Annotated in this window: 14 protein-coding genes; 10 read left to right on the forward strand and 4 right to left on the reverse strand. The window is 56.8% G+C overall.

All coding sequences use genetic code 11. From position 1 onward, the window contains the following. Positions 1–183 precede the first annotated feature (183 nt). The 3 genes from msrQ to CRO87_RS17140 all read right to left on the reverse strand — a co-directional run bounded on the left by msrQ (position 184) and on the right by CRO87_RS17140 (position 2,838). Complete coding sequence (msrQ, locus tag CRO87_RS17130) at positions 184–783, reverse strand: protein-methionine-sulfoxide reductase heme-binding subunit MsrQ (protein WP_097164141.1); 600 nt, start codon at positions 781–783, stop codon at positions 184–186. Next, the gene (gene msrP, locus CRO87_RS17135) at positions 784–1,785 is read right to left on the reverse strand and encodes a protein-methionine-sulfoxide reductase catalytic subunit MsrP (RefSeq protein WP_097164142.1); all 1,002 of its coding nucleotides are present in this window, start codon (positions 1,783–1,785) and stop codon (positions 784–786) included. It lies immediately after the preceding gene. A 78-nt stretch (positions 1,786–1,863) separates the two neighbouring features. Further along, the gene (locus CRO87_RS17140; protein ID WP_097164143.1) at positions 1,864–2,838 is read right to left on the reverse strand and encodes an MDR family oxidoreductase; all 975 of its coding nucleotides are present in this window, start codon (positions 2,836–2,838) and stop codon (positions 1,864–1,866) included. A gap of 221 nt (positions 2,839–3,059) precedes the next feature. Here CRO87_RS17140 and csrD point away from each other — a divergent pair, with 221 nt between their 5' ends. The 9 genes from csrD (at position 3,060) to fucR (ending at position 16,134) form a co-directional block, all read left to right on the forward strand. Further along, positions 3,060–5,000 (forward strand): RNase E specificity factor CsrD, encoded by a 1,941-nt coding sequence (gene csrD, locus CRO87_RS17145; RefSeq protein ID WP_097164144.1) that lies wholly within the window; start codon positions 3,060–3,062, stop codon positions 4,998–5,000. Positions 5,001–5,295: 295 nt separating this feature from the next. Then, complete coding sequence (gene mreB / locus CRO87_RS17150) at positions 5,296–6,339, forward strand: rod shape-determining protein MreB (RefSeq protein ID WP_000913396.1); 1,044 nt, start codon at positions 5,296–5,298, stop codon at positions 6,337–6,339. A gap of 68 nt (positions 6,340–6,407) precedes the next feature. Further along, a complete protein-coding gene (gene mreC, locus CRO87_RS17155) occupies positions 6,408–7,421 on the forward strand; it encodes a rod shape-determining protein MreC (protein ID WP_097164145.1) in 1,014 nt (337 codons plus the stop codon). After that, the gene (mreD, locus tag CRO87_RS17160) at positions 7,421–7,909 is read left to right on the forward strand and encodes a rod shape-determining protein MreD (protein WP_097164146.1); all 489 of its coding nucleotides are present in this window, start codon (positions 7,421–7,423) and stop codon (positions 7,907–7,909) included. Before mreC ends, mreD begins: the two co-directional genes overlap by 1 nt. A gap of 7 nt (positions 7,910–7,916) precedes the next feature. Further along, positions 7,917–8,510 carry a nucleoside triphosphate pyrophosphatase gene (locus CRO87_RS17165; protein ID WP_097164147.1) on the forward strand — a complete coding sequence of 198 codons (594 nt, stop codon included), beginning with the start codon at positions 7,917–7,919 and terminating at the stop codon, positions 8,508–8,510. Next, positions 8,500–9,969, forward strand: coding sequence for a ribonuclease G (gene rng, locus CRO87_RS17170; protein WP_097164148.1), 1,470 nt, complete (start codon positions 8,500–8,502; stop codon positions 9,967–9,969). Before CRO87_RS17165 ends, rng begins: the two co-directional genes overlap by 11 nt. A gap of 27 nt (positions 9,970–9,996) precedes the next feature. Continuing rightward, on the forward strand, positions 9,997–13,794 hold the full coding sequence (yhdP, locus tag CRO87_RS17175) for an AsmA2 domain-containing protein YhdP (RefSeq protein WP_097164149.1): 3,798 nt from the start codon (positions 9,997–9,999) through the stop codon (positions 13,792–13,794). 86 nt (positions 13,795–13,880) lie between these two features. Then, positions 13,881–15,326, forward strand: coding sequence for a metalloprotease TldD (gene tldD / locus CRO87_RS17180; RefSeq protein WP_097164150.1), 1,446 nt, complete (start codon positions 13,881–13,883; stop codon positions 15,324–15,326). Between the two features lie 88 nt (positions 15,327–15,414). Then, a complete protein-coding gene (gene fucR, locus CRO87_RS17185) occupies positions 15,415–16,134 on the forward strand; it encodes an L-fucose operon activator (RefSeq protein WP_097164151.1) in 720 nt (239 codons plus the stop codon). Here the strand turns inward: fucR and aaeR are convergent. Then, on the reverse strand, positions 16,131–17,057 hold the full coding sequence (gene aaeR / locus CRO87_RS17190) for an HTH-type transcriptional activator AaeR (RefSeq protein ID WP_097164152.1): 927 nt from the start codon (positions 17,055–17,057) through the stop codon (positions 16,131–16,133). The genes fucR and aaeR overlap by 4 nt on opposite strands. 131 nt (positions 17,058–17,188) lie before the next feature. Here aaeR and aaeX point away from each other — a divergent pair, with 131 nt between their 5' ends. Continuing rightward, complete coding sequence (aaeX, locus tag CRO87_RS17195; protein ID WP_097164153.1) at positions 17,189–17,392, forward strand: p-hydroxybenzoic acid efflux pump operon protein AaeX; 204 nt, start codon at positions 17,189–17,191, stop codon at positions 17,390–17,392. Positions 17,393–17,395 lie beyond the last annotated feature (3 nt).

Here is a 17,395-nt window from a genome sequence, read left to right on the forward strand (position 1 = left end):
ACGCGCTTGTCACCTTTTCAGAGGCCAAAAACCCCTGTCAGGAAAACCAAAGTCGCACATTATAACGATTTCGTAGCATTTGGCAGCTAAATACTGGTCTTATCAGGGAAGATTATCAACCTCAATTGCGAAAAAGCCTGCTGTGGTGCGGACGTTCTGCGGGAAACTGCACATAATCGTGAATTAACGCCACCATTGGCGGAACTTCTTATAACGCCATGCTAAAAGCGCCAAAGCCGCAACAGCATACAGGATCGGCTGCGGGGAGAGGATCTTCACCGACCACAGATAGTGAATCGGGGCGAGGATCGCCACCAGATAGACGAAGTTGTGCAATTTCTGCCAGCGTGGCCCCAGCTTTCGCTGCGCTTTCTGAAAAGACGTTGCCGCCAGCGCCAGTAATATCAGCCAGCTCACCAGGCCCAGCGTCAAATAGGGGCGGCTCACTACTTCCTGACCTAACAGGCCCAGATTGTTAATGCCGAGCTCCAGCAGTGCATAGCTGGTGAGGTGCAGCGTCGCCCAGGCAAAGCACCATACCCCTAACAGGCGGCGGGTGCGTATCAATAAAGGTTGTTTAGCGTAGCGCGCCAGCGGGGAAACCAGCAAGGTGGCCAGCAATAATTTCAGAGCCATCCGACCGGTAAAGTGCTGAATATCCTTGGCGGGGTCGGCGCTGAAATAGCCCTGGGAGCCTGCCCAGAATAGCCAGACCAGCGGCAAAAATGCCGCCAGATGTAAAACAACCTTCAGCCCGGTTATCTGTTTTGCTGTTAATCGCACTCAGAAATTCTCCCGTAAATCGAGGCCACGATAGAGCGAGGCAACCTGATCGGCATAGCCGTTAAAGAGCAGCGTTGGCTGGCGCTTAACGTCCAGCACGCCGCCGGAGCCAATAAAGCGTTCGGTCGCCTGGGACCAGCGTGGATGATCGACGTGAGGGTTTACGTTGGCAAAGAACCCATACTCATCCGGTGCCGCCAGGTTCCAGGTGCAGGGCGGGCGTTCGCGGGTGAGCTTGATGCTGACGATGGATTTAATGCCTTTGAAGCCGTATTTCCACGGCACGGTCAGGCGAATTGGCGCGCCGTTTTGCGGCGGCAGAGCTTTGCCGTAAACGCCGGTGGTGAGAAGCGTCAGCGGGTGCATTGCTTCATCCAGACGCAGGCCTTCTACATAAGGATAGGCCAGGCCTCCGCCGATAAAGCGGTCCTTCTGGCCGGGCATCTGTTCTGGGGAGAAAATCGTTTTGAAGGCGACGTATTTCGCGTTGCTGGTGGGCTCGACCAGCGCCAATAGCTTATGCAGCGGAAAGCCTATCCACGGCACCACCATCGACCACGCCTCCACGCAGCGCATGCGGTAGATTCGCTGTTCGAGCGGGAAGCGTTTCGTGAGATCGTCATGATCGAGCGTCAGCGGCTTGGCCACTTCGCCATCGATGGTCAGCGTCCAGGGATCGGTTTTCAGGCTCCCGGCGTTGGCCGCCGGATCGGCTTTATCGAGGCCAAACTCATAATAGTTGTTGTAACGCGTGACCTTATCTTCCGGCGTGAGGGTCAGCGAGTTTTGCCATTCTGCGGGCTTTGAGAAGTCCAGCGGTTTGCCGGATGGGGCGGGCGGCCTGTCGTTACCTTTAAACCAGCTGAGTAAATCGGCCTGTGCCGCCGGGGCAAGGGTCAGCGCCGCGGTGCTTATGCCCAACATTTTCAGCACCTGGCGGCGCTGGAGCATAAACACGGATTCTGCCGTGACGTCTGCTTCCGTTAGTTTCTTCGACTTCATTCCTGCCTCCGTCATGCCTTTTTCCTAAGCATGACGGAGGGGGAGGATTAACGCGAATATGTCACGAAAATTTGAAGATTAAGCCACTTTTACCAGGGTGCGACCCTGGATCTGGTTGTTCATGATTTTCTGAGCAAATTCGGGTGCCTGCTCAAGAGTAATCTCGGTGGCGCTTTGGCTATAGAAGGAGGAAGGGAGATCCTGTACCAGGCGTTTCCAGGCTTCCGCGCGACGCGCCGCTGGCGTCATCACTGAGTCGACGCCCTGCAAACGAACGTTACGCAGGATAAATGGCATCACGGTAGTTGGCAGCGCAAAGCCGCCTGCCAGGCCGCAGGCTGCCACGCAGCCGCCGTAGTTCATCTGCGCCAGCACTTTCGCCAGAACCTTATCGCCCACGGTATCCACCGCTCCCGCCCACAGCTGTTTTTCCAGCGGGCGCGTTTCTGCAAACTCGTCGCGTCCCAGAATGCGGCTGGCACCGAGGCTGCGCAGATAGTCATGCGTACTCTCGCGCCCGGAAACGGCAACGACCTGATAGCCCAGCTTATGCAGCAGCGCGATGGCGGCACTGCCCACGCCGCCGCTGGCGCCGGTTACAACAATTTCGCCATCCTGTGGGCGAACACCGGCATCTTCCAGCGCCATCACGCACAGCATGGCGGTGAAGCCTGCGGTGCCGACGATCATCGCCTGGCGTGCGTCCATCCCTTCAGGCTGAGCGACCAGCCAGTCGCCTTTTACACGTGCCTGCTGAGACAGCCCGCCCCAGTGGTTTTCACCCACGCCCCAGCCGGTCAGCAGCACCTGCTGGCCTGCGTGGAAGCGTGGGTCTTCACTGCTGTGCACAGTGCCCGCGAAATCTATCCCCGGCACCATTGGAAAATTGCGGATAATCTTGCCTGTCCCGGTGATGGCGAGGGCGTCTTTATAATTGAGGCTCGACCACTGGATATCGACCGTGACATCCCCCTGCGGCAGCTGGTTTTCCTCGATATTCTGTACCGAGGCGAGCGTTTTACCGTCGTGCTGTTCTAAGATTAACGCCTGCATAATGACTCCTCAGTGGCTCAATGATTGGAAAAAAATGTCCGATGACTATACTCGCTAACTGAAACAGGTATTCGATTTACCGCAATAAATTGCCAGATTCACCAACTCTGGTAGTATGCATGCTCCTTTCGGCGTGCTAGTTAGTGCTTACTAAGTTTGTGGGCCACCGTGGGCGTCCGGTCAACACCGGGCTGGTTTTCATCAACGGAGTTAATACAGGGATGCGATTAACGACGAAATTTTCAGCTTTTGTGACGCTACTGACGGGCCTGACCATTTTCGTCACCCTCATTGGCTGCTCGCTGAGCTTCTATAACGGTATTCAGTACAAAGTGGATTACCGTGCCCGTGCCGTGGCAACGGTCATCGATTCCCGCCTGGTTAACACCCCTTTTAATCAACTCGACAGCCAGCTGGATGAGATTCTGGTGCCGGTAGATATCGTGCGAGTTGATTTTATCGTCAACGATAAAGCGACCTTCAGCCATGTTCGTCAGAGTAGCTATCGCCCGGTCGGCAGCAGCTACCGCTATCGCGAGATGAGCGTGGAATCCGTTAAGCACCCGGGGATGACGATTCACCTCGTCTACCAGGACCCGATGGTGAACTATTTTCATTCCCTGCTGACCACCGCGCCACTGACAATTGCCATTGCCTTTATGGTGCTGATCGTCTTCTTTTCCGTTCGCTGGCTGCGCAATCAGCTGGCGGGGCAGGAGCTGCTGGAGCTGCGATCCACCCGCATCCTGAACGGAGAGCGTGGGCATCAGGTGCGCGGCTCGGTGCACGAATGGCCCGCGAGGACCAGCAGCGCGCTCGACACGCTGCTGTCTGAAATTCAGTTTGCCTCTGAACAGCGTAGCCGTATGGATACCCTGATCCGTTCTTACGCAGCCCAGGACACCAAAACGGGGCTCAGTAACCGTATGTTCTTCGATAATCAATTGGCGACGATGCTCGACGATCAGGAGAAAGTCGGGGCGCACGGTATCGTGATGCTGATTCGCTTGCCTGAATTTAATATCGTGCGTGACCAGTGGGGGCGCGAGGCGGCAGAAGAACATTTCTTTATGATTATCAATATGCTGTCGACCTTCATGCTGCGCTACCCAGGCGCACTGCTGGCGCGCTACTATCGCAGTGATTTTGCCGTATTGTTGCCGCACCGGACCCTGAAAGAAGCCGACAGTATCGCCGGGCAGCTGTTAAAGGCGCTGGACGCTCTGCCGTCGACGAAGATTCTCGATAAGGATGACATGATGCACATCGGCATCTGTACCTGGCGCAGCGGGCAGTCGACGGATCAGGTCATGGAGCATGCCGATGCCGCCGTGCGTAATGCCGTGCTTCAGGGCAGTAATAGCTGGGCGGTGTATGACGATTCTCTCCCGGAGAAAGGGCGAGGCAACGTTCGCTGGCGGACGCTGATAGAGCAGATGCTGAGCCGCGGCGGCCCACGTTTCTACCAAAAACCGGCCATACATTATGACGGACGTGTCCATCACCGGGAGCTAATGTGCCGTATCTACGACGGTAAAGAAGAGGTGAGCGCCGAGGAGTACATGCCGATAGTGCTGGAATTCGGCCTGGCAGAAGAGTACGACCGTCTGCAAATCACCCGTTTGCTGCCATTCCTGTCGTTCTGGCCTGAAGAGAATCTGGCATTGCAGGTCACGGTTGAGTCGCTGATTCGCCCCCGATTCCAGCGCTGGCTGCGCGATACGCTGATGCAAAGTGAAAAATCGCAGCGAAATCGGATTATTTTTGAACTTGCAGAGGCGGATGTCTGTCAACATATCAGCCGCTTACAGCCCGTGATGCGATTAATTAATGCGTTAGGGGCGAGAGTGGTAGTGATTCAGGCAGGTTTGACGCTGGTCAGCACCAGCTGGATCAAAGAGCTTTCGGTGGAGCTGGTGAAGCTGCATCCGGGGCTGGTCCGTAATATAGAGAAACGCAGTGAAAACCAGCTGCTGGTACAAAGTCTCGTCGAAGCCTGCAAGGGCACTCCGACGCAGGTCTTTGCGACCGGGCTGCGCAGCCGTAGCGAGTGGCAAGTTTTACGAGAGTGCGGTGTGCTGGGTGGACAGGGCGATTTTTTTGCTTCGTCACAACCACTTGACACTAGCGTAAAAAAATATTCGCAAAGATACTCTGTTTGATCTGCCGTTTGCCGTGTTTTCACGTAGAATAACGCGCGCTGTTTCTTTGCGGGCAGGCTTAAGCGCCCGCTGACAGGTGATACAGAACACAAGCCAGTGATCGTCCTTTGACAGGTTGCAATGCAGGCGAGGAGTGCTGCGGTCCTGACGGCGTCAGGTCGAAATTGTAACAAAGGAAACGAACTGCACTAATTTTCACCGTTGCAGATGATTTTTGCGCCTTGTCGCTGCTGCGTGTGGTTGGTAAAGTAAGCGGATTTTGTTTCCGCCCCAGCTTTCAGGATTATCCCTTAGTATGTTGAAAAAATTTCGTGGCATGTTTTCCAATGACCTGTCCATTGACCTGGGTACCGCGAATACCCTGATTTACGTAAAAGGACAAGGCATCGTACTGAATGAGCCTTCCGTTGTCGCCATTCGCCAGGATCGTGCCGGTTCACCGAAAAGTGTGGCTGCCGTCGGTCATGACGCTAAGCAGATGCTCGGTCGTACGCCAGGCAACATCGCGGCTATTCGTCCAATGAAAGACGGCGTTATCGCTGACTTCTTCGTGACCGAAAAAATGCTGCAGCACTTCATCAAACAGGTTCACAGCAACAGCTTTATGCGCCCGAGCCCGCGTGTTCTGGTGTGTGTGCCGGTTGGTGCAACTCAGGTTGAACGTCGTGCAATCCGTGAATCCGCACAGGGCGCTGGCGCCCGTGAAGTGTTCCTGATTGAAGAGCCAATGGCGGCGGCAATCGGTGCAGGCCTGCCTGTCTCCGAAGCGACCGGTTCAATGGTTGTCGATATCGGTGGTGGTACCACTGAAGTTGCGGTTATCTCCCTGAACGGCGTGGTGTACTCCTCTTCCGTGCGTATCGGCGGCGACCGTTTCGACGAAGCCATCATTAATTACGTGCGTCGTAACTACGGCTCACTGATTGGTGAAGCCACCGCAGAGCGCATCAAGCATGAAATCGGTTCCGCTTACCCGGGCGACGAAGTGCGTGAAATCGAAGTGCGCGGCCGTAACCTGGCAGAAGGTGTGCCGCGCGGCTTCACCCTGAACTCCAACGAAATCCTCGAAGCGCTGCAGGAACCGCTGACCGGTATCGTGAGCGCGGTGATGGTTGCCCTGGAACAGTGCCCGCCGGAGCTGGCATCCGACATTTCCGAGCGCGGTATGGTTCTGACCGGTGGTGGTGCGCTGCTGCGTAACCTCGACCGCCTGTTAATGGAAGAGACAGGAATTCCTGTCGTAGTTGCAGAAGATCCACTGACCTGTGTTGCCCGTGGCGGCGGCAAGGCGCTGGAAATGATCGACATGCACGGCGGCGACTTGTTCAGCGAAGAGTAGTCAGCCAGAAGTCCGGGGGCAGCGATTTGCTGCCCTTGATTTCACTGACGCGAGAATACGCATAGCCTATGAAGCCCATTTTTAGCCGTGGCCCGTCGCTACAGATTCGCCTTATTCTGGCGGTGCTGGTGGCGCTTGGCATCATCATTGCCGACAGCCGCCTCGGTACGTTCAGCCAGATCCGGACGTACATGGATACCGCCGTCAGCCCTTTCTATTTCGTTTCCAACGGTCCTCGTGAATTACTCGATGGTATTTCACAAACTCTGGCTTCCCGCGATCAGCTTGAGCTGGAAAACCGCGCCCTGCGTCAGGAGCTGCTGTTAAAAAACAGCGATTTGCTGATGTTGGGTCAGTACAAGCAGGAAAACGCTCGTCTGCGCGAGCTGTTGGGTTCACCGCTGCGTCAGGATGAGCAGAAGATGGTGACTCAGGTTATTTCCACCGTTAACGATCCTTACAGCGATCAGGTGGTGATCGACAAAGGCACCGTCAATGGCGTCTACGAAGGTCAACCGGTCATCAGTGACAAAGGCGTTGTAGGCCAGGTCGTTGCCGTGGCCAAACTCACCAGCCGTGTGCTGCTAATTTGTGATGCCACCCATGCATTACCGATTCAGGTGCTGCGTAACGATATTCGCGTTATTGCGGCCGGTAACGGCTGTACCGACGATCTGCAGCTGGAACATTTGCCAGCGAACACGGATATTCGCGTGGGCGATGTACTGGTCACCTCCGGGCTGGGCGGTCGTTTCCCTGAAGGTTATCCGGTTGCCGTTGTCTCTTCCGTCAAACTGGATACGCAGCGCGCGTATACGGTGATTCAGGCACGTCCTACTGCCGGGCTTCAGCGCCTGCGCTATCTGCTGCTGTTATGGGGTGCCGATCGTAACGGCGCGAACCCGATGACGCCGGAAGAAGTGCACCGCGTTGCGAATGAGCGTCTGATGCAGATGATGCCTCAGGTGCTGCCTGCCGCTGACTCGATGGGGCCACCGGCACCCGTGCCACCTCCGGCTACGGGGATCACCCAGCCTGCTCCTGCGGTTGCCACACCAGCGCCTTCGTCAGGAGGGCAGTAGTGGCCAGTTATCGAAGTCAGGGACGTTGGGTTATCTGGCTCTCGTTTCTGATAGCCCTTTTATTACAGGTCATGCCCTGGCCGGATAGCCTGCTGGTTTACCGGCCGAACTGGGTCCTGCTGATTCTGCTTTACTGGATCCTCGCCCTGCCGCATCGGGTGAATGTCGGTACAGGTTTCATTATGGGTGCCATACTGGATCTGATAAGCGGCTCCACGCTTGGCGTTCGCGCATTGTCCCTCAGCATTATCGCCTACCTGGTGGCGCTGAAATATCAGCTGTTCCGCAACCTGGCGCTCTGGCAACAGGCGCTGGTGGTGATGCTGCTGTCGCTGGCGGTGGATATCGTTGTTTTCTGGGCAGAGTTTTTAGTGATCAACGTCTCTTTCCGACCGGAAGTGTTCTGGAGTAGCGTCGTTAACGGTGTACTCTGGCCCTGGCTGTTCCTGCTGATGCGCAAAGTACGTCAGCAATTCGCGGTACAATAAGGTTTCTATGACAATGCTTTATCTTGCTTCCGGCTCCCCGCGTCGTCAGGAGCTGTTAACTCAGTTGGGTGTGAGCTTTGAACGGCTGGTGCCGGGCATTGAGGAGCAGCGTCAGCCGCACGAAGGCGCGCAGCATTATGTGGCCCGCCTGGCGCGCGAGAAGGCCCAGGCAGGCGTTGCGCTTGCCGCACTGGACTTACCGGTGCTCGGTGCCGATACCATTGTGGTACTGAACGGTGAAGTGCTGGAGAAACCGCAAAGTACGGAGCATGCCGCAGCAATGCTGAAACAGCTTTCGGGGCAAACGCATCAGGTGATGACCGCGGTCGCGTTGGCCGATAGCCATCAGACGATCGACTGCCTGGTGACCACCGAAGTGACGTTCAGAGTCTTATCAGACGAAGATATCCAGGGCTACGTCGCCAGCGGCGAGCCAATGGATAAAGCAGGTGCATACGGTATTCAGGGGCTGGGTGGCTGTTTTGTCAGGAAGATCAATGGCAGCTATCACGCCGTAGTCGGCTTACCGCTGGTGGAAACGTATGAGTTGCTGAGCAATTTTAACTCACTGCGTGAGAAAAGGGATAAACATGACGGCTGAATTATTAGTGAACGTAACGCCCTCGGAAACCCGGGTGGCGTACATTGATGGCGGTATTCTTCAGGAAATTCATATAGAGCGTGAAGCGCGACGCGGAATCGTAGGCAATATCTACAAAGGTCGTGTCAGTCGTGTACTCCCAGGGATGCAGGCGGCATTTGTAGATATTGGTCTGGATAAGGCCGCGTTTCTTCACGCATCAGACATCATGCCCCACACGGAGTGCGTGGCCGGGGAAGAGCAGAAACAGTTCACCGTCCGCGATATTTCAGAACTGGTGCGTCAGGGCCAGGATCTGATGGTCCAGGTGGTGAAAGATCCCCTCGGCACCAAAGGCGCGCGTTTAACCACAGACATTACTTTGCCGTCGCGCTACCTCGTGTTCATGCCTGGTGCTTCGCACGTGGGCGTTTCCCAACGAATTGAAAGTGAAGCCGAGCGTGAGCGCCTGAAAAACGTGGTGTCGGCGTATTGCGATGAGCAGGGCGGGTTTATCATCCGTACCGCCGCCGAAGGCGTGTGTGAAGATGATTTAGCCTCAGATGCCGCCTACCTGAAGCGTGTCTGGACCAAAGTCATGGAGCGTAAAAAGCGCCCACAGACTCGCTACCAGATGTACGGCGAACTGGCGCTGGCCCAGCGCGTGCTGCGCGACTTTGCCGACGCGCATCTCGATAAAATTCGCGTGGACTCCCGCCTGACCTTCGAAGCGCTGATGGAATTCACCGCCGAGTACATGCCGGAGATGACCAGCAAGCTCGAGCATTACAGCGGTCGCCAGCCTATCTTTGATCTCTTTGATGTCGAAAACGAAATCCAGCGCGCGCTGGAGCGTAAGGTCGAACTGAAGTCCGGCGGCTACCTGGTTATCGATCAAACCGAAGCGATGACCACCGTCGACATCAATACCGGTGCCTTTGTGGGCCACCGCAATCTCGACGACACCATTTTCAATACCAACATCGAAGCGACTCAGGCGATTGCCCGCCAGCTGCGCCTGCGCAATCTCGGCGGCATCATTATCATCGATTTTATCGACATGAGTAATGAAGACCACCGTCGTCGCGTGCTGCACTCGCTGGAGCAGGCGCTGAGCAAAGACCGCGTGAAGACCAGCATTAACGGCTTCTCGCAGCTTGGGTTGGTGGAAATGACCCGCAAGCGCACGCGTGAAAGCGTAGAGCACGTGCTCTGCCACGAATGCCCGACCTGCCATGGGCGCGGCACGGTAAAGACGGTCGAAACGGTGTGCTACGAAATCATGCGAGAAATCGTGCGAGTGCATCACGCCTATGACTCCGACCGTTTCCTGGTCTATGCTTCAGCCTCTGTTGCCGAAACCCTGAAAGGGGAAGAGTCCCACGCGCTGGCGGAAGTCGAAATCTTCGTCGGCAAACAGGTTAAAGTTCAGATTGAACCGCTCTACAATCAGGAGCAATTCGACGTGGTAATGATGTAGTTTGCTGGCTGCAACAAGGAGAGATGCGTGAGGCGTTTGCCTGGAATCCTGCTGATCACGGTGGCAACATTGATTGTTATCGTCGCGCTACTGGTCAGTGGCCTGCGTCTCGTTTTGCCGCAGCTGGACAAATGGCGTCCACAGCTGCTGGAGAAAATCGCCGAGTCGACCGGGCATCCTGTCGACGCCTCGCAGATCAAAGCCAGCTGGGAAAACTACGGTCCAACGCTTGAAGTTCGCGACATCAAAGCGGGCATGAAAAACGATGGGCAGCTGTCGGTCAAGCGCGTCACGCTTGCGCTGGACATCTGGCAAAGCCTGCTGCATTTCCGCTGGCAGTTTCGCGAGCTGACCTTCTGGCAGCTGCAAATTCGCACCAACACCCCTCTGCAACACAACGACAGCAGCGGCCAGCTGAAAACTGACCGCATCGGCGATCTGTTTCTGCGCCAGTTCGATCAGTTCACCCTTCGCGACAGCCATCTTAGTTTTCTGACGCTCTCCGGCCAGCGCGCCGAACTCGCTATCCCGCAGCTGACCTGGCTGAACGGCAAAAACCGTCACCGCGCCGAAGGGGAACTGAGCCTTTCCAGCCTCACCGGGCAGCATGGCGTCATGAAAGTGCGCATGGACCTGCGTGATGAAAACGGCCTGCTCAATGAAGGGCGACTGTGGGTGCAGGCGGATGACATCGACGTCAAGCCGTGGCTGGGGCGCTGGATGGAGGACAACATCGCGCTGACCTCGGCCCGCTTCAGTCTTGAAGGCTGGATCGAACTCAACAAAGGCGATATCGCCAGTGGCGACGTCTGGCTGAAGAAGGGCGGCGCAAGCTGGCAAGGGGACAAGCAGCCTCATAACCTGTCTGTTGATAATCTGATGGCGCACATCAGCCGGGCAGACTCCGGCTGGGCGTTCAACATTCCTGACACGCGTATTGCGATTGACGACAAGCGCTGGCCGCAGGGCGCGCTGGCGCTGGCGTGGATCCCCGGTCAGGACGTCGGCGGGAAAGACAACGTGCGCAGTGATGAACTTCGCATCCGCGCCAGCAACCTTGAACTTAGCGGGCTGGCGGGCCTGTTGCCTATCGCGGAGAAGCTCTCGCCGTCGCTCGGTGAAATCTGGGAGACAACTCAGCCTGCCGGGCAGATTGACCAGCTGGCGCTGGATATTCCCCTGCAGGCCACGGAGAAAACCCGTTTCCAGGCGGCCTGGAGCAACCTCGCATGGAAGCAGTGGCAGCTGTTGCCGGGCGCAGAACACTTTTCCGGCCGTGCAGAAGGCAGCGTTGAAAACGGTTCGCTCAACGTCAGCATGGAAAACGCCAAAATGCCTTATGAGACGGTGTTTCGTGCGCCGCTTGAGATAGCAAAAGGCACGGCGAATCTTTCCTGGGTGAAGAATGAGAAGGGCTTCATGCTCGACGGGCGTGACATCGACGTTCAGGCGACCGGCGTCCATGCCAACGGCGGCTTCCGCTGGCTGCAGCCCGCCAATGACGTTCCGTGGCTCGGTATTCTGGCCGGTATCAGCACCAACGACGGTGGTCAGGCCTGGCGCTACTTCCCGGAAAACCTGATGGGCAAAGAGCTGGTCGATTATCTCAGCTCGGCGATCAAAGGCGGCCAGGCGGATAACGCGACGCTGGTTTACGGCGGTAACCCGCATCTGTTCCCGTACAAGCATAACGAAGGCCAGTTCCAGGTCTGGGTGCCGCTGCACAATGCGACCTTTGCCTTCCAGCCAGACTGGCCTGCCCTTACCAACCTGAATATTGATCTCAACTTCCTCAATGACGGGCTGTTTATGCAGGCCGATAAGGTGGCACTGGGTGGCGTGACGGCGCATAACCTGAATGCGGCGATTCCGGACTACTCGAAAGAAAAGCTGATCATCGACTCGCAAATTGCCGGGCCGGGCAAGGCCGTCGGGCCGTACTTCGACGAGTCGCCGTTGAAAGATTCTCTGGGCGCGACGCTCGAAGAGCTCCAGCTTGATGGCGATGTGAATGCTCGCTTACATCTTGATATTCCGCTCAACGGCAAGCAGGTGCTGGCCAAAGGCGACGTGCGCCTGAACAACAACAGCCTGTTTATCAAACCGCTCGACAGCACGCTGAAAAATTTAAACGGCAGCTTTAGCTTTGAGAATGGCGATCTGAAAAGCGGGCCGCTGACCGCCAACTGGTTTAATCAGCCGCTGAACGTCAATTTCACCACCACGGAAGGGCCAAAGGCTTATCAGGTAGCGGTGAATATGGACGCCAACTGGCAGCCCACCCGCACGGGAATGCTGCCAAAGCAGATCAACGATGCCATCAGCGGTAGCGTGCCGTGGCAGGGGAAAGTTGGCATCGAGCTGCCTTACAAAGGCACAACAAACTACAAGGTTGATATCACCGGCGACCTGAAGAATGTAAGCAGTCGCTTACCTGCGCCGGTTGATAAAAAGGCCGGGGAGCCGCTGCCGGTGAAGCTGACGGCGGCAGGCGACCTGAATCATTTCGATCTGACGGGTAATGTAGGCGCGAAAGATCACCTCAACAGCCGCTGGCTGCTGAACAAAAAACTGACGCTCGATCGGGCTATCTGGGCTTCAGACAGCCGCAGCGTGCCGCCGCTGCCGGATACGGCGGGTGTAGAATTGAACCTGCCACCGATGGACGGTGCGCAGTGGCTGGCCCTGTTCCGTCAGGGTGCCGCAGACAGCGTGGGCGGCGCAGCCGTCTTCCCGGAACGCGTGACGCTGCGAACCCCGGCGTTAACCATGGCAGGCCAGCGCTGGAACAACATCAGCATTATTTCGCAGCCCACTTCGTCAGGCACCAGCGTGGAGGCACAGGGGCGTGAAATTAACGCGACGCTTGCGCTACGCAATAATGCGCCGTGGCTGGCGAACATTCGTTATCTCTATTACAACCCATCGGCAACCACCACCACCGGCGAAGCCGTGGGCAGCAACCTCTATGAAAAAGATCGGGTCGATTTCCAGAACTGGCCTGACGTGCAGCTCCGCTGCGCAGAGTGCTGGCTGTGGGGGCAAAAATACGGGCGTATTGACGGTGATTTTGCAGTGAAAGGCAACACGCTGTCGCTCTCTAACGGGCTGCTGGATACGGGCTTTGCCCGTCTGACGATGAACGGCGAATGGGTCAATGCGCCGGGCAGCGAGCGCACATCGCTGAAAGGGAAACTTCGCGGCAGCAAAGTAGATGCGGCGCTCGGCTATTTTGGCGTCGCCACGCCTATCCGCGATTCTTCATTCGATATTGATTATGACCTGCACTGGCGCGACGAGCCCTGGACGCCGGATGTGTCCTCTTTGAATGGGATCCTGAAGGCGCATCTGGGCAAAGGCGAATTTACCGACATCAGTACCGGCCATGCCGGCCAGCTGCTGCGCCTGCTGAGCGTCGACTCGCTGCTGCGCAAGCTGCGTTTTGACTTCAGCGATACCTTCAGCGAAGGCTTCTGGTTTGACTCCATTCGCAGCACCGCGTGGATTAAAGACGGCACGCTGCACACCGACGACACGCTGGTGGATGGCCTTGAAGCGGATATCGCCATGAAGGGTTCCGTGAACCTGGTGCGTCGCGAACTGGACATGGAAGCGGTGGTCGCGCCGGAAATCTCTGCCACCGTCGGCGTGGCGACGGCGTTTGCCGTGAACCCGATAATCGGTGCCGCTGTGTTTGCGGCCAGCAAAGTGCTGGGGCCGCTGTGGAGCAAAGTATCGATTCTGCGTTACCACATCACCGGGCCTATCGATCAGCCGCAAATCAATGAAGTGCTGCGCCAGGCGCGCGGCGATAAAAAGCAATGATTTGACGGACGTTACAATTTACCTCACTCTCAATAGAGACAACTGATTATCCGCGAGCTTCGCGGCCACCAATGAGTAGCAAAACGATGAGTCTGAACCTGGTAAGTGAACATCTGCTGTCGGCGAACGGCCTGAACCATCAGGACCTGTTTGCCATACTTGGCCAACTCGCCGAGCGCCGCCTCGACTACGGCGATCTCTATTTCCAGTCGAGCTATCACGAATCCTGGGTGTTAGAAGACAGCATCATTAAAGACGGGTCGTACAATATCGATCAGGGCGTCGGCGTGCGTGCCGTCAGCGGCGAGAAAACCGGTTTTGCCTATGCCGATCAGATTAGCCTGCTGGCGCTGGAGCAAAGCGCGCAGGCCGCCCGTACCATCGTGCGTGAAAGCGGCGATGGCAAAGTGCATACCCTCGGCGAAAAAGCCCATTCACCGCTTTACACCAGCCTCGATCCGCTGCAGAGCATGAGCCGGGAAGAGAAGCTCGATATTCTGCGCCGTGTCGATAAAGCCGCGCGTGCGGCCGACAAGCGCGTGCAGGAAGTCTCCGCCAGCCTGACCGGCGTGTATGAACTGATTCTGGTTGCGGCGACAGACGGCACGCTTGCGGCGGACGTTCGTCCGCTGGTGCGTCTTTCCGTCAGCGTGCTGGTGGAAGAGGACGGCAAACGCGAGCGCGGCTCCAGCGGCGGCGGCGGGCGTTTCGGCTATGACTATTTCCTTGAAGACGTGGACGGCGAAGTGCGTGCAGACGCGTGGGCGAGAGAAGCCGTGCGTATGGCGATGATCAACCTCAACGCCGTGGCAGCCCCGGCGGGCACAATGCCAGTGGTGTTAGGTGCGGGCTGGCCTGGCGTGCTGCTCCACGAAGCGGTCGGTCACGGTCTGGAAGGCGATTTCAACCGTCGCGGCACCTCGGTCTTCAGCGGCCAGATGGGCGAGCTGGTAGCCTCTGAACTTTGCACTGTGGTGGATGACGGCACCATGGTCGATCGCCGTGGTTCGGTCTCTATCGACGATGAAGGCACCCCGGGCCAGTACAACGTGCTGATCGAAAATGGCGTGCTGAAGGGCTACATGCAGGACAAGCTCAACGCGCGTCTGATGGGCGTGAAGCCAACGGGTAACGGCCGCCGCGAATCCTACGCGCACCTGCCGATGCCGCGTATGACCAACACCTATATGCTCGCCGGGAAATCGACGCCGCAGGAAATTATCGAATCCGTCGACTACGGCATCTACGCGCCAAACTTTGGTGGCGGCCAGGTGGATATCACCTCCGGCAAGTTTGTCTTCTCGACCTCAGAGGCCTATCTGATTGAGAAAGGCAAAGTCACCAAAGCGGTGAAGGGCGCAACGCTGATTGGTTCAGGTATCGAAGCGATGCAGCAGATCTCGATGGTCGGCAACGATCTGAAGCTGGATAACGGCGTGGGCGTGTGCGGGAAAGAAGGGCAAAGCCTGCCGGTTGGCGTTGGCCAGCCGACGCTGAAGGTCGATAACCTGACCGTGGGTGGTACGGCCTAACATCACTTGCCGGATGGCGCTGCCGCTTATCCGGCCGACAGCCAGGCCTGGAACCTCCGGGCCTGTGTATTTTTGACGGAGACCGCGGATGAAGGTCGCTCGCCATCAGCACATCGTAACGCTTCTGGAACAATCCCAAAGCCTCACCACAGACGAGCTGGCTGCCGTGCTCAGCGTCAGTAAAGAAACGGTGCGCCGCGATCTTAGCGACCTACAGCAGCAGGGTAAGATTCAGCGCAGTCACGGGCGCGCACGCGTCATTCATCACCCATCAAGAGATAGCGAAGCGCCATTCTACGCCAGGCTGAAAAGCCATTATGCCCACAAGTCAGACATCGCCCGCCATGCGCTGGCGTGGATTGAGGCCGGGATGACGATAGCCCTGGACGCCAGTTCGACCTGCTGGTTCCTGGCCCGCCAGCTGCCCGATATGCCGCTAACGGTGTTCACCAACAGCCATCCTGTGTGCACAGAGCTTGGTAAGCGTGAGCACATTCGCCTAGTCAGCTCTGGCGGCGAATTACAACGCCAGTTTGGCTATTACGTTAATCCGTCGCTGGTTACTCAGCTGAAAACGCTCGACATCGATCTGTTTATTTTTTCCTGCGAGGGCGTCGATCGTCATGGCGTGATGTGGGATCCGGGCGGGCACAACGCCAGCTACAAGTCACTGCTGCTGAAGCGGGCGTCGCAGTCTTTGCTGCTAATGGACAAGAGCAAGTTTAACCGTTCGAGCGAAGTGCGCATCGGCCCGCTCAGCGACGTCACCCATCTGATATCAGATGTGCAGCCCGAACAGCTGCCTTAGTTTTTTCCCCGGCCGTTGATGCCCTGGAACTGCCGCGAAACTTCCACGAAATAGTCAGTCAGGTAGTTGATGCAGACCTGCACCTTCAGCGGCAGCTTGTCTTTCTCGGTATACACCGCGTAGACCGGGCGCGGATCGGACTGATAGCGCGGCAGCAGGATCTCCAGTTCGCCGCGGTTGATCTCGTTGATCACCCACATCAGCGGCACGAAGGCAATTCCGGCCCCGGCGGTCAGCCAGCGGTTCAGCGTCATCGGATCGTTGGTGACGAATCGTCCCTGCGGGATTAGCTTGGTTGATAGTCCTTCCGGGGCAATCAGCTCAAACTCATTGTGCGGACGAATGCTGTACTCGAGCCACGAATGGCTGGCGAGATCGGCGGGTTTCTCTGGCGTTCCTGCCTGCTGCAGGTAGCTTTTAGCCGCGCAAAGCACCATCGGCATAGAGCCCAGACGGCGTGAAAACAGCCCGGAATCCTGCAAGGCACCGACGCGGATCACCAGATCCAGACCATCGGCGATCAGGTCGGGGGCGGGGATACCGGTGACCAGGTTGACCGAGAGTTCCGGATACTCTTTGAGCATCTCCGAAGTGATCCTGGCGAGGACATTTTGTGCCATAGTTGAAGAACAGCCCACCCGCAGCGTACCGATGGGCGTGTTGTTAAAGGCATAAAGCTGTTCGTGAACGTCCTGGGCTTCAAACAGCATTCGCCGACAGCCCTGATAGTAAATTTTACCGGCCTCTGTCAGACCGATGCTGCGGGTGCTGCGGTTCAGCAGCTTGACCTGCAGTTCATCTTCCAGTTTTGAGACGGTCTGGCTTATCGATGAGACGCTCATTTCGAGCTGCCTTGCCGCGGCCGTAAAGGAACCCAGTTCCACGACTTTGGCGAACACCGACATACGTTTTAATCGTTCCATTGTTCACTCTGACTTAAAAGTGATTTAGATCACATAATATAGATCACGCTATAACAGTTACGTTAATATACTGTTAGCTGAATAATTAAAGCATCACTGCTCTCACCTGCACTCTCTTATTCAAGGTCAACATGAGTCTGTTTCCCGTCATCGTGATTTTCGGTCTTTCCTTCCCACCGATCTTCGTCGAGCTGCTACTGTCGCTGGCCATTTTCTGGCTGCTGCGTCGGGTGCTGGTCCCTACCGGGATCTATGACTTCGTCTGGCATCCTGCGCTTTTTAATACTGCGCTTTATTGCTGTTTGTTCTACCTGATATCGCGCTTGTTCGTTTGAGGT

It is taken from the genome of Enterobacter sp. CC120223-11, assembly GCF_900215375.1.
Lineage (GTDB): Bacteria > Pseudomonadota > Gammaproteobacteria > Enterobacterales > Enterobacteriaceae > Scandinavium.

Coding starts and splice junctions, on each gene's coding strand:
- msrP (WP_097164142.1), bottom strand. CDS start 1,785: ATGAAGTCGAAGAAACTAACGGAAGCAGACGTCACGGCAGAATCCGTG.
- CRO87_RS17140 (WP_097164143.1), bottom strand. CDS start 2,838: ATGCAGGCGTTAATCTTAGAACAGCACGACGGTAAAACGCTCGCCTCG.
- csrD (WP_097164144.1), top strand. CDS start 3,060: ATGCGATTAACGACGAAATTTTCAGCTTTTGTGACGCTACTGACGGGC.
- mreB (WP_000913396.1), top strand. CDS start 5,296: ATGTTGAAAAAATTTCGTGGCATGTTTTCCAATGACCTGTCCATTGAC.
- mreC (WP_097164145.1), top strand. CDS start 6,408: ATGAAGCCCATTTTTAGCCGTGGCCCGTCGCTACAGATTCGCCTTATT.
- CRO87_RS17165 (WP_097164147.1), top strand. CDS start 7,917: ATGACAATGCTTTATCTTGCTTCCGGCTCCCCGCGTCGTCAGGAGCTG.
- rng (WP_097164148.1), top strand. CDS start 8,500: ATGACGGCTGAATTATTAGTGAACGTAACGCCCTCGGAAACCCGGGTG.
- tldD (WP_097164150.1), top strand. CDS start 13,881: ATGAGTCTGAACCTGGTAAGTGAACATCTGCTGTCGGCGAACGGCCTG.
- fucR (WP_097164151.1), top strand. CDS start 15,415: ATGAAGGTCGCTCGCCATCAGCACATCGTAACGCTTCTGGAACAATCC.
- aaeR (WP_097164152.1), bottom strand. CDS start 17,057: ATGGAACGATTAAAACGTATGTCGGTGTTCGCCAAAGTCGTGGAACTG.
- aaeX (WP_097164153.1), top strand. CDS start 17,189: ATGAGTCTGTTTCCCGTCATCGTGATTTTCGGTCTTTCCTTCCCACCG.